We start from the raw sequence: 13,163 nt of genomic DNA, 5'->3' as shown, positions 1-13,163 counted from the left end.
AGGAATAGTGGTTTAGCCTTGCTTGGTTCGTACCAGATTCTAATAACGTAGTGAATTCAAACTAAGTACTATTTCGAACACAAAGCTAAAAAAATGAGTACTGATTCATTGTTAAAGAACTATTTCACTAACATTGCATCGCAGAAACTTTCAAGTTTTTCGCGAGGGCAAATAACGGGAATTTTTTTTGCGGCAATCTTATTTATTTCTGGTAATGTCACATCAGCAGAGGATAAAGTTCAAATCTTGATGGAAGACATTATCAAGATGAGAAAACAGATTCAATACGGCACTTTAAAAGTATCAGTTAAATACGAAGTAGCCAAAATCACATTAAATTCATACCAAGATGTTGTTAAGGAAATTAGCACTGAATTTAATAGTGATAATGATTTCTTCAAGCAAGAAGTTCAACTAAGTCATCCACGTTGGAATCGTCGAACTGTCTCCTTAATCAATAATGATGGCGCTTTTCATGATCAAGGTGGAAAGACAATATACGGTACACTAGCAACTGGGGATCGAAGTAAAGAAATTGGCCCGACTCGTCCCGACTCCTTTGATTTCAGATTTCTTGGTTTAGTATTTCCACTTAGCAAATTGGTTGCACCACCAAATAGGCCTCCCCCCATTGGGTGGGCTGAAGGTTTGAAAATAAACCAAGTTAAGCAATTCACAAATGCAAATAAACACACCCTTAACAGATATGAATGCACAGGTGAAAATGGGATACAAACCACAATTGTTACTGATGGAACAGCAGGCAATGTCCCTGTTATGATAAGAAGATCTAATAAGGATATGATAATTGAAACCAATATCACTTATTCTTTACAAGAGGCAGTGCTAAACAAGAATGGACCAAAAAAAATTTGGTTCCCGAATAAGGTGATCTATGAGATTCGATCCGATGGAGAAGTTGGATACCGGGAAGTTCTTAATGTAATTGAGTGTGATTTTGTAACCCCGCCTGACTTGGAAAACTTCAACATAGCTTCATTGGACTTACCACAAGGAAGACGCGTTTTAAAAAATAATAGCATTCAAATGTTAATTGATGATGAAAAATTAAGGCAAGCTACCGGCAGAGATTTGTTGAATCCCGATAACTCCTCATTCACAATACGCAAATATTCAGACATAGAGGCCCCCCAAAAAAACAATACATGGTTTGCCACTTTTTTGATTATTAATATTTGCTGTGCAGTCATTATAATAACAATCTACTCTTTCGCACATTTTCGCCGAAAGCAATAACTAATTCCCATATCCACAATCATGACAATTGGGAGCCCCCCCTAAATGAGCATTTTTAAAAGTTTAATTCTGGTAGTTTGTTTCTTTTTAATATTACATAGCAATCAACTAAATAAAAAGGTTTTTGCTATTGATCCATGCAACTCAGAAAAGACCAATGACCTTTTACCAGAATGGTGCACTGATACCGTACCTTGCGAAAGCACTGCGGATGTATTTCACCCATGCACTGGTATCGCGGTTTGGGCTGAAGTAGTACACTCCTGTGTTCCTGGAGGTACTAGTAGCCAGCGTTGTGAACTTGCGCTCGTCGCCTGTTCTAAGTCTTACTATTGCACGAAAACATGGGAAAATACAAATTTTTGTTCTCCAGACTTTGATGCTCCCATATTGGATCCAGAAGGCGATCCAGTCTCAAGTTATGCTCGACGGGGGGTTATGGTTTCTTGTGTAGAGCAGTGAGATTCAAATCGGAGCTAATTATTTTGTAGTACTAGGCACGGCATATTTGTTTATAATCCGTATCAGCTGATGACTTCCAATAAATTCTTGTCCTGCAGTACAGTAAATGTGCAGTCGATGATAATTAATTATGTATTTATTCTCTTGAGTCTTCATGTTAAGACAAAATAATATAAAATCACTAATGCAGAATCACGGATTCTCTTCATATTTAAATAAGCAAGGTTTCGAGTCAATTCCAAAGAAACAAAGGTTCTTTTAAAATGAGATTAAGCAAATGTGTTTTTCTAACAGTAGTTTATTCCTTTATTTTTTGTATCATCTCAGGAAATTTGGAAGAGTCCCAAACATTTGCTCTGGATCCTTGTAATTCAGAAATTGTTTCTGAAGTTGGAGATTTTGAACTTTGCGGTACAGAGACACCTTGCCAGTCGCCTAATGCTCTTAATGAGTGTCTTGGCACAGGAGTGTACCAATTTTATCTTACTCAGTGTATCGGTGGGGGGGCCATAAGCCAACGATGCGAATACTCTCTCCTCGGATGCACAGCAACTTACTATTGTCATGACGGGGGGGGCATCCCAATATGTACTTTTAATTTTGATAATCCTTTATTAGATCCGGATGGTGACCCGGTCTACAGTTATCGTCAATTGGGGGTCATGGTCTCTTGTATTCAGCCTTGAAGTTTGTTTTTTAGCTTTGTAGTTGGGACCTAAAGGATTGACCTTGCCCCCAGCCTTGTACTAGTTGGAACGCGAGTGAACAAGGGTTTTCAGACCAGGCATGCCTGGTCTGAAAATTTCGCAAACTCCTGAGGCGTCCTGTTGCCCAATGCACAGTGGGGACGCCGCTCGTTGTAATCCTTCCGCCAGGAATCTAGTTTTTCCTGGGCGTCTTCCAGTGACAGGAACCAGTGCTGGTTCAGACATTCCTGTCGCAGTCGACCGTTGAAGGATTCAATAAACGCATTATCTGTAGGCTTTCCCGGATGATTGAAGTCAAGTTTCTTTCGGTTCCAGTAAGCCCACCAATCCAGACTCTTCGAAATAAATTCAGGGCCGTTGTCGACTCGAATCGTTTCCGGATGGGCGCCACGCTACTGCGTGACCTGCTCCAGAACCTGAACAACATCATCACCGGTCAGACGCTGGATCGCCAGGCTCTCACGGCTAAAGTTATCAACTAAAGTCAGCAGTTGAAATCTCCGTCCAGAATACAGCTGATCGGACATGAAGTCCACACTCCACATTTCATTGGACTACCGGGCTGGAGAACTCTCACCACAAACGGCACAGCTTTTGTTCCGACGAGGTGTTTTGATCCGCATCTGTAGGCCTTCGTCACAACCACCTGTGCAAAAGATCGCATGCGAGCGGGCCTCACAGCTTTTTTTGAGAACATCCTGGAGCATGCTCTTGTCCAGACTCAGGTCAGCCACAAGTTGTTTGAGCTTCCGGTTTTCCTCTTCCAGATGCTTCAGTCTGCGGACTTCAGCGACGTTCAGTCCGGCATATTTCTTCTTCCAGCGGTAATAATGTATGTTCGGTGATCCCCATCTTTCTGACAATCTCCACCACCGCAGTGCCGGACTCATGCTACCGCAAAGCAAAGGCAAACTGCTCTTCCGAATATCGTTTCCGTTTCATGCTGTCTGATCCTCCCACGAAAAATACAAGATAACAAAATTTCTCGCATTCCGCATGGATCAGGAATCGGGGGGAAGGTCAAGTATATTGGGAACCCTCACAACAAATGGATCAAGCTAAGGGGAGCATGCCACCAGGTCTTATGAAGGTTGGTTTAGGTAATTTCGCTGTGCAGTTGGAATAAGGGCGCAGCCCTGACCTGCCTTAAAAACCTGTACCAGGTCTTATGAAGGTTGGGTTAGGTAATTTTGCTGTGCAGTTGGAATGAGGGCGCAGCCCGATTGGAAACTGCACAGCGACTCGCAAACTCTGCCGGGGTAACATATCCCAGCGAACTGTGTGGGCGTTGCCCGTTGTAATCTTCCTCCCAGGCAGCCGTGAGGCTGCGGGCTGTTCCCAGACTCTCAAACACTTCAACTGCCAGGAATTCATCCCGGAATCGACTGTTGAAACTTTCCGCATAACCGTTTTCCCAAGGGGCTCCCGGCTCGATATACAACGAGTTGATCTCCAGTTGATTCAGCCAGCGTTGAATTGCCCTGGTGACAAATTCCGGACCATTGTCACTCCGGATGCACTGCGGCACTCCCCTGAAAGAAAACAGTTCAGCCAGAGTATCAATCACATCCTCGCTGCGAATGCTCCTATCTACTTTTAATTCCAGACATTCCCGGGTGAACTCATCGACTATGGAAAACCACTTCAGGGAACTGCCCAGGCGGTTCGGTCAAACACAAAATCCCAGCACCAGACATGATCTTTATGTTCTGGCCGCAGCCGGAGACAGCCATTACGGGAGTCACCGGTCCTGCGAGGTTTTCTCTTCTTTTGAGGCACTTTCAGCCCTTCCCGACGCCATAAACGGTACACACGAGTGAAGCTGGCCTGCCAGTCTTCCCGCTGCAGTGGCCTGGAGATCCGGCGATAGCCGAACCGGGGCCGTGACCGCACCAGCTCATACATGCGTTTGACCAGAGACGACTCATCACTGCGTGGGCTCGACTGGTAACGCTGAGTGGAACGAGGCTGATCCAGAACCACACAGGCTCTCCGCTCAGAGACATGGAATTCATTCTGGATCGCTTTGACGGCGGCTCGTTTTCGGGAAGGGCTTACCAGTTTCCCTCCGAGATATATTTCAGCATCTTGTTGTCCAAAGTCAGATCAGCGACCAGTTCTTTCAGTCGCTTGTTCTCGTCTTCCAGTTGTTTGAGACGCTTGGCTTCTTCCGATTTCATGCCGCCATACTGATTCCGCCAGCGCAGATAAGTCTATTCACTGACTTCCAGGATCTGCAGCACGGATGCCAGATCTTTACCGGCATTCAGCATCGCATCTGCATCACGCAGCTTGCGGACAATCTGCTCGGGGTTGTGACGTTTTCTTCGCTTGTTTATCAAAAGTTCTCCTCGTCAAAAGGACGCTAAGAACCTTCATAACATTTGGACCAGTTTTTGAAAAGCAGACCAGAAGGTCACCCAATACCAACATGATCACTTAGAGGGTGATTTAAGCGGACTTCTGATTATCTGCTGCAGACTCTTACAAATATAATCTAACTCAATTGGTGTGAGTTTAGCGGAAGAGGGGAGATAGAGCCCCGTAGCTGAGAGATGCTCAGCATGCTGCAAAGTAACATTTTTCTCGTTGTACTCGCGATATGCCGGTTGAAGATGCAGCGGGATAAATGCAGTACGTGTTTCAATTCCATTATTTGCCAGTCCAACTCGAACATCATCGCGTGTCAGAGTATCGGAATCGATGCAAATAAAATAGACCCAGAAAGCGTGCTCAGTCTCTTCATCTTCAACAGGTAACATCACGCCATCCAATCCTTCCAGTGCTTCGCTATATCTTGCAGCAATCCGTTTCCTTGCTTCACGTAATTTGTCAAACTGCTTCAACTGTGAAACCCCTACAGCAGCTTGAAGGTTTGTCATACGAAAATTATATCCCCGATATCGATGCCAAAAGTGTCTTTCCAGGGAAAAGGCGTGGTCACGTAATGTTCGGCATACAGAAGCCAGTGAGTCATTGTCTGTTGTGACAGCTCCTCCTTCTCCTGTTGTGATAATCTTATTCGCGTAGAAACTGAATGCACCCCCGTATCCGAGCGAGCCAGTCGTTCTTCCTTTCAGTTTTGCACCATGCGACTCCGCTGCATCTTCGATCACAGCGATTCGATTCCTGTCAACGTGAGACTGAAGAGTCCCGACATCAAAAGGTCTTCCATAAGTATGAACGACAATGATTGCCTTAGTGCGGTCAGTAATTTTTTTCAAGATACCATCTAAGTCAATGTTCTCAGAACCAGGTGCACAATCGACAAACACAGGTCGTGCGCCCAGATGTACAACAGCACTGGCAACTGCAACCATCGTAAATGCAGGGATGATGACTTCGTCTCCACCTGAGACACCACACGCTGCTAACAATAGTTGCAATGCTGTTGTTCCCGATGAAGTCGCAATGCAATGCTTGGTTCCAATGATTTGCGCAAACCGTGTTTCAAACTCGGTCACAAATCTTCCTCCTGAAGAGACCCAATTTTCGTCTACACATTTCTGCAGATCGTAGGTGACACTTGGATCAAGATCTGGCTCACAGACGGGAATGTACTCGCGAGTGCTGCTTCTATCTGCTTCAGGAAGATGAGCTTCAGCCAGGGGGGGATCTGGTGATGGGATGGCTAATCGTTGTGCCGTAGAAAGTTCAGATAGACTGTAATCAAACATTTTCAGTAATGGACCTGAGTTTACTGTCATTGTAAACCAATGAACCTTTCTCTTGACTCTGGACTAGACATCGGTATAAGTGATATTAATTGTTAAAATATCCTAAGTATTTTTAAGTATCAATAGAGACGATGAAACTGCCCCCAAAAGGAGTAGATCTTATTTCTAATTGAATCTTAACTTTGGCTTAAAACGAGATGACGTTGGCTCTCTCCAAGGATCTGATCCATTAAATGTGTGTTGGATTTTTTAAGTTAAAGAGCCACTATTGACTAATGAGCTTCAGTAACGACCTGAAAAATGAAATTAGACGTTTTTCGACAAAGAAAATTAAGATCTGTAATTTTGATTTTCCTTGGATGGCTTATAGTCAATCTGATTGTTTTGGCATTTTTCGATTATCAGGAAAGAATATTCATCCTTTCCAAAGGAGTTGACCCCGACCTTGCTAAAAAATTCAAAATTATTTCTCGGCAAGTTTCAGTACCCGGCTATTCAAAACAGTTTCTAGTGAAGTCGCGACTTCTTTGCCCGACGGAATGGAAACAGGGGGGGGGATGCCCATTGATCGTATTTCTGCATGGTGCTGGAGAAAGAGGCTTCGATAATGTAGCGCAATTAAAATCACTACCTCAGCGGTTGGCAGCAGAAGACGAACAGGAAAAATATCCTTGTTTTTTGCTGGCCCCTCAATGTCCTCCAAAAATGGATTGGTCCTCAGAAACTGTTCTAATTGATTCGACATCAACCGCAGACGAAAAAACAATACTACTGGATCTGGTGTATCAGTTGATCTTAGATATTTCAGCGAAGCACTCGATTGACACAAACAGAATCTACATTACAGGTTATTCAATGGGGGGATATGGCACCTGGAGTATGCTTGCTCGATATCCAGATCTCTTCGCTGCCGCATCACCTCTCTGTGGAGGAGGGGACCCGAAGTCCGTCGAAAAGATCACCCACATTCCGGTGTGGGTTGTACATGGAGACGCTGATCAGGTTGTTCCAGTAACTGAGTCTAGAAAAATGGTAGAGACTTTGAGAATGAATGGCGGAAGACCTGAGTATCAGGAACTACCCAACGTGAAGCATGATTGTTGGTCAATCACGTATAATCAGACAGATAAAATGCTGGAATGGCTATTTAAGCAAAAAAAACGAACTGAGAAAAGGTAACTTCGAAAGGAAGATATCTAATTTAGCATTGCTGGCTTATGCAGATTACAGATGCATAACGAGCGTTTTTTATCAGATCCCGTATCTGTTAAAAAATTCTTGCATGCTGTGCAGTTTCCATGTGAGATTAGAATAAGTGCCTGTTAACGTAATTGATTTTTTAGCTTCTTACTAATCTTCTATACGAAGCGTGAATATTAAATGGCGACTGAATGGTTCTACAAACAATCTGATGAAGAATTGGGGCCCTACCTCTTCCGAGAGATGGTTCAGATGGTTCGTGAGAAGCGATTGCTGCCTGAGACAATGGTACGTCCCAGCTATATGGATGAATGGCAGCGTGCTGATTCTGTCGTCGGCCTGTTTTATATGTCGCGTAAAGATCCGGTAACGCTGCCAACTATTCCGTCTGAAAAAGAGGATGATAATGCAGAATATGCTGGCGCAGATGATTTAGATTCGTTTCTAGCAGAACCTGAAGCGCCTGACCAGAATGACGATGCTGTTCCGGAACAGGAGTTCGAACGTCCGGGCTGGCTGAGACGTCTGCTGGCATTGAGAAGCAGTAAAATTCCTCCGGTCCCCCTCGATTCCCAACACGAAATTAATGTCAGTCTCTATCCACCTGCGAGTAGTAAAACAGAGGCCTTCACCGACCTTGATTTGCCGGTGGATGTCGTCAATGACTCAGCGGATGTAGATGAAGCCGTTGATACTGGCGCTTTCTCTGAAGAGACCTGGTCAACAACAGTCAACGCAGCTATCGAACGCATCGATGCACGTGCTCCCAAACAAGAACAGGCTCCTCCTTCCCGCCAGTTACTTCCCGCGATCAGCTTCTCCTTTATAGAGCATCCCGCATTTCGAACTATTTTGATTGCCTGCGCCATCATCCTCTGCGGAAGTCTAGGAATCTTTGGATTTGTGGACTGGATGGGGCAAGGACAACTATATTTTCCGCTCGTCGGGTCGACATCACCAGTTTTGTTTCTCGTTTATGCGGGTTGTTCATTTCTGGCGACTCTCGTTTTAGTGCCTTTGTTTGCCTACATTGCAGCGCCTTATTTGCGTCACGGATACAGGCTGGGAGCAGCGTTGGTTACAGCGAACACCACAGCGCTGTTTTTATTGAATTGGTCAGAGAAGAAAAACATGATTTTCCCTTCACGCAAACCTGTTGAAGCAAAGCTGATTTTTCCGTTCCTCGGTGAGTGCTCGCGTTTTACTTACTGGATGTGCTTTGTTGATTCTGTAATCTTTGTCGCCATTCTGGCCTACATTGCCGCTTGGTGGCTGGAGGCACAAGCTGATGAAATCTAAACTTCGATATCCTGGGCAACGGAAAGCAGAATCTCTATCAGAAACAGGTCAGCTTAGAGCTGGTTTTACGATTATCGAATTACTGGTTGCGACCGCTGTCATTGGAATTTTAATTGCACTGGCGCTTCCTGCAATTCAGACTGCCCGAAGTTCAGCGCGCCAGTTACAATGCCTGAATAACATGCGAAATGTAGGCCTGGCGATTCTGCAGGAAACCGATAGTGCAAACCGCTTCCCCGCGTGTGGCTATTACGGCGATGGCACTCCTGCTACCTTTGGCCAGTATCGGAGTTGGGTTGTCGATATACTTCCCTATCTAGATCAATCAAATATTTTCACAGCATGGGATTTTGATTTGTCCTGTAAAGACCCCGTCAATGTCCCTCTGGCGAGTACTCATATTGCCGTCCTCACCTGTCCCGATGATTTCAGCGTGATTCCCGGTCAGGGAAATTTATCATACGTATTAAATAGTGGGATTGGCTTCACTGCTGAAATCGCAGGCATACATGATTGCCCGGTAGGACCGCAGAGCGGTAAGCTGGACCTCAACGGCAATGGGATTACATGTAACTCCTCTACAAGTGGAGATGGGACCCCTTCAGACCGAGAGCTGTTTTTTCATATGGGGCTTTTTTATAACGAGACCTGGAAAGGGGAAACGCGGGCCGAACGTCATTACACCATCGCTGGAATTACTGACGGGACTTCAAACACGATGTTGATTTCGGAAAATATTCGCACTGGATATGATCCTGCCAGCCCCACATCTAACTGGGCGTCTCCAAGTCCGTTTTTGACAAGTTTCTACATCGGAAACCCCTGTCAGAATGGAAGCTGCTCAGCAGGGAACGTTGATTACAATCGTGCCAACTCAGGCACAAGCGCAATCAATGCAGGACTGAAGCAACCGGAGGGGGCGGCACCTTTTCCAAACTCTCTGCATGCCGGAGGAGTAAATGTCGGCTATTGTGATGGGCATTTTGAATTCCTCTCCGAAAATATAGATGGCAAAGTCTATGCATCATTAGCTAGCCCTCAGGGACAATCTCTGTCTGGAACTTCTCTTGAACAATAGACCAGATAGTTACAATCCTACGCTGTTCCCCTCTTTCCTGGGCATCACTTCTAACCACTAGAAATGACAATAGTTTGCAGGATAATACTTGCATCTGAGCAGTCGTGATGGTCAAATGTATTCAAGGTTTCTTATGTATAATTCACTGTGTCCATATGAATATAGTAGCTGCTTTCAGAAATGAGATCAGTTTTTAAAGCTAGAAGTGACTGGTGATAACTCCTCAGGGGCGACTCAATCAAACCTTTCTCAGGGTAAGGAGTTTAAACCAGGGTATTTAGATTAATATCAAATTAAATGAAATTTGCTTCTTCCCCAGCCCCAGACTGCTTTCAGGCCAATCAGTGCTCCACTGAGATAGATCAAGTTGTGTGGAAATGCCTCCTTCTTTTGATAGTGATGCTTGGTGCATGGGGGCGAGTTTACGGTCTGGGGGACCTTAGTTTATGGTTTGATGAATGTTTCTGCTGGAAGATGTCCACTTATCCTCTGTCTGAACAATGGGAACGAGCGGCTGGCGATAATCACCCTCCTTTATTTTATTTCTTTCTCAAGGCTTGGACGATGCTGGTGGGAAACTCCCCCGCAGGTGTTCGTCTGCTAAGCGTGCTTTCCGGTATCGCAACTATATCAGGCACGTTTTTTCTAGTCCGCAAGATCGAAATAGACGTTCTGAAATGTTCTCCCAATGATGCTCGCGCCATTCAACCAGCCCTGTTTGCAACTTTGTTGGTTGCTCTAAGTCCGTTTCAGATTGAATGGTCACAGACAGTTCGTATGTATGCTTTGGGAGGCGCCTTCAGTGTCTGGTCGACATGGGCCTTACTCCAGGCGCTCACTTCTTCACGACCGCATGTGCGTGACTGGCTTCTCTATGGACTGCTGGCCGCTGGGTTGATTTATACGCACTATTTCGGTTTTTTCATTCTGGCCGCTCATGGAATCTACAGTGGCATACGTATTCTCAACACGTTACGGAGGGACTCTTGCGATCTTGCCGAGAAAAAACAGCTCCTGAAATATGCCCTTCTGGCATCTGTGGTCGTTGCCGTACTCTGGTTCCCCTGGCTGGATGAATTTCTTTTACAACGACAGAGAGGTCTTGAGCAAAAATGGGGACGTCCCCAAGGAATTGATCATTTTACCCGTTCCGTTTCGGAAATGTTCGGCTTGATGTGGAACCCCACAAGCGCCGAGTTGTTGCGATCACGAATTGTAACAATTTTATTTTCAGTGCTTGCCATAGTGACATTACTGCTTGGACGAAAATCGGAGCGATTGCCGGCACTGATTGTCTTTCTCTCATTCGGCCTTGCTCTGCTTTTAGGATCGGGGTCCAAAAGCCTGATAGCTTCCTGGTATTTTCTGTTTGCACATGTGTTTTTCCTTTGTGCCTTGACGATTCTGCTGTTTCGAATTCCCTCTCGTTGGCTGTCCCGCTGTGTACTGGGGGCGGTTCTAATTGGAGCTGGCTGGCAGTTCACTCAGCAGTTGATCTGGCGAGCGAGTCGCATCGAACTCCCCAGTTTTCAGGCAGCCGTACATTACGTCGAAGCATTACGGGAGAGCGACGAACTCATATTCGTAAATGGTCCGCGTGATTATGTCGCAGTCAGTCCTTATCTGCATGATTGTCAGCCCGTCTATGTAGTTGCCGACAAATGGGATTTTGTTTTTGGAACGGGTACTGCTGTAGTAGAGCGAGAGAAACACCTGACTCCCGGAGATGTATCTGTCCTGGACCAGTCGCGGGCCTGGGTTATTTTTGCCACAAATAAATCAATGAATCCTCCAGGCGTGATCATGCCTGAAGACTGGATTGACGTAACAGAAGAACGATTTAACGACTGGCGCTACGGACAAATTGTTGTCCGTCAATATGAACACCTGCCTGCACTCAGCCAGATGTCTGATAAAAAGACTGAACTTTGAACCAATACTCTTTCAGCGATAAATCGAGGTAAAATTGTGTGTAATAAATATTTCTATCCGGACCTCTCGCCTCTCCTACTGACATTCCAGAAGTGCGGCTTCCCGCAAACAGCCCGATTACTGATACTGATTATTACCCTGATGCTAAACGTCTGGCAGGGACATGCTGCAGATCCTCCCCCCCTTGAAGCGAAGAAACCAGTCGTCGCCCCTTTAAAACCAGCACCCGCTGAACTTTTTAAGCAGTGGGACCGGAACGACGATGGAAAACTGAACCAGGAAGAGTATCTGTCTGGCCAAAAACCAGAAAATCCGGCGCTGGCAAAACGAGATTTTAGGGTGAGTGATTTTGACGGCAATAACTCACTCTCGCTTGATGAATTCCAGACCATCTCCGGCATAGTGCCTGCTACAGGGCGAAAGCCGGTTCCCGATCCAGTAACGAAACTGGCAGCTGCGGCCAAAAAGAAATGGCAATCGATTATGAAATCAGCAGATGCCGACTCCGATGGTCGATTGTCTGTTGAAGAATGGCCTTCAAAAGTGATGGAGCAGAAGTTGCCCGCTTTTGCTGCGCTCCCCCTACAGGTCTGGGACCAGGATCAAAACGGACTGGTGTCAGCAGCAGAGGCAGAGCACTTGCTGGATATTGCCTACGGAATTAAGCACCTCGATGGATCTCCGTTGCGATCGGAGAACGGCTGGGTCTTGTATCGCTCGTATTTCAAACGAACCGACAAAAATGAAGATCTGCAGCTCTCAAAAAAAGAATATCTCCCTTCCATTCGCTGGCCTGAAGAAAAAGTTCTGGCGCTGTTTCAGGAACTAGATTTGGATCAGAATGAGAATCTCTCTCTGAGTGAACTGAAGAATTCTCACACCTCTTATATTGATGAGTTCTCATACTTTTTGCGAAGCGATTTAGATCTGGATGGATTACTCAGCAAAAATGAATTGCTGAAAATCGGTGTTAATGGTGCGACAGAACAGCGACTGGCGCATACATTACCCGCCTTTGATGCAGATGGGGACGGAAAATATTCCCTGCAAGAATTTCGACTTTCACCAACAGGCTGCAGCTATGTAACCCTGCAAATTTATGGTCGTAGCGATAGGGATCATGATGCCCGGCTTTCCTGGCAGGAATTCTATACTGAGGCTTCTCCTCAATTAATCGGTTTGGCCTGGGAGCTATTTTCCCGTCTGGATAGAAACAAAAGCGGTTTTCTGGAAATCAACGAGTTTGATTTTCAAATTGACCCTGCGAAACTTTCCCCTGAAAAAGCGTTTGCAGCCTGTGACAAAGATCAGGACCAGGAACTGAGTCGGGAAGAATATCTGACATTAGTGGCAAATCAAAATCTCAAAACAGCAAATCGAAATTTTCAGGTCGTAGATTTTGATCGGAATAAAAAATTATCTTTCGCTGAGTTCCAGACCCTTCCAGGTCTGTTTTCACGAGAAACGCGTGGTGCGATTCCCGATCCGATCGCCGACCTGGCAAAACAGGCCCACCAGACCTGGCAAACGATTCAACAGGCCGCCGATCAG

General features: G+C 45.5%; 6 protein-coding genes and 4 pseudogenes. 7 read left to right on the top strand and 3 right to left on the bottom strand.

All coding sequences use genetic code 11. The features are described 5' to 3' along the window. Positions 1-93 precede the first annotated feature (93 nt). Complete coding sequence (locus FYZ48_RS20250) at positions 94-1,257, top strand: hypothetical protein (RefSeq protein WP_149343728.1); 1,164 nt, start codon at positions 94-96, stop codon at positions 1,255-1,257. Positions 1,258-2,494: 1,237 nt separating this feature from the next. Here the strand turns inward: FYZ48_RS20250 and FYZ48_RS20245 are convergent. The 3 genes and pseudogenes from FYZ48_RS20245 to FYZ48_RS20235 form a co-directional block, all read right to left on the bottom strand. Next, positions 2,495-3,368 (bottom strand): annotated as a pseudogene (locus FYZ48_RS20245) (IS3 family transposase). 238 nt (positions 3,369-3,606) lie between these two features. Then, positions 3,607-4,699: pseudogene (locus FYZ48_RS20240) on the bottom strand (IS3 family transposase). A gap of 162 nt (positions 4,700-4,861) precedes the next feature. Then, positions 4,862-6,103 (bottom strand): DegT/DnrJ/EryC1/StrS family aminotransferase, encoded by a 1,242-nt coding sequence (locus FYZ48_RS20235; protein WP_187782132.1) that lies wholly within the window; start codon positions 6,101-6,103, stop codon positions 4,862-4,864. A gap of 300 nt (positions 6,104-6,403) precedes the next feature. On the opposite strand from FYZ48_RS20235, the gene FYZ48_RS20230 reads away from it, so the two are divergent. From FYZ48_RS20230 to FYZ48_RS29310, 6 genes and pseudogenes are all read left to right on the top strand, one after another. Beyond that, positions 6,404-7,282 (top strand): carboxylesterase family protein, encoded by an 879-nt coding sequence (locus FYZ48_RS20230; RefSeq protein ID WP_149343724.1) that lies wholly within the window; start codon positions 6,404-6,406, stop codon positions 7,280-7,282. A gap of 201 nt (positions 7,283-7,483) precedes the next feature. Further along, the gene (locus FYZ48_RS20225) at positions 7,484-8,602 is read left to right on the top strand and encodes a DUF4339 domain-containing protein (protein ID WP_149343722.1); all 1,119 of its coding nucleotides are present in this window, start codon (positions 7,484-7,486) and stop codon (positions 8,600-8,602) included. Beyond that, on the top strand, positions 8,592-9,680 hold the full coding sequence (locus FYZ48_RS20220) for a DUF1559 family PulG-like putative transporter (RefSeq protein WP_149343720.1): 1,089 nt from the start codon (positions 8,592-8,594) through the stop codon (positions 9,678-9,680). The genes FYZ48_RS20225 and FYZ48_RS20220 overlap by 11 nt, the downstream gene beginning before the upstream one ends. Positions 9,681-10,154: 474 nt before the next feature. Continuing rightward, the gene (locus tag FYZ48_RS20215; protein WP_187782131.1) at positions 10,155-11,612 is read left to right on the top strand and encodes a glycosyltransferase family 39 protein; all 1,458 of its coding nucleotides are present in this window, start codon (positions 10,155-10,157) and stop codon (positions 11,610-11,612) included. A 141-nt stretch (positions 11,613-11,753) separates the two neighbouring features. Continuing rightward, a pseudogene (locus tag FYZ48_RS29910) lies at positions 11,754-12,146 on the top strand (hypothetical protein); the annotation flags it as partial. Positions 12,147-12,443: 297 nt separating this feature from the next. Further along, positions 12,444-13,163: pseudogene (locus tag FYZ48_RS29310) on the top strand (hypothetical protein); the annotation flags it as partial.

This window comes from Gimesia chilikensis (genome assembly GCF_008329715.1).
GTDB classification, from domain to species: Bacteria; Planctomycetota; Planctomycetia; order Planctomycetales; family Planctomycetaceae; genus Gimesia; species Gimesia chilikensis.
Note: the sequence above shows the minus strand (reverse complement) of the source record. Positions and strands in the feature narration are given on the sequence as shown.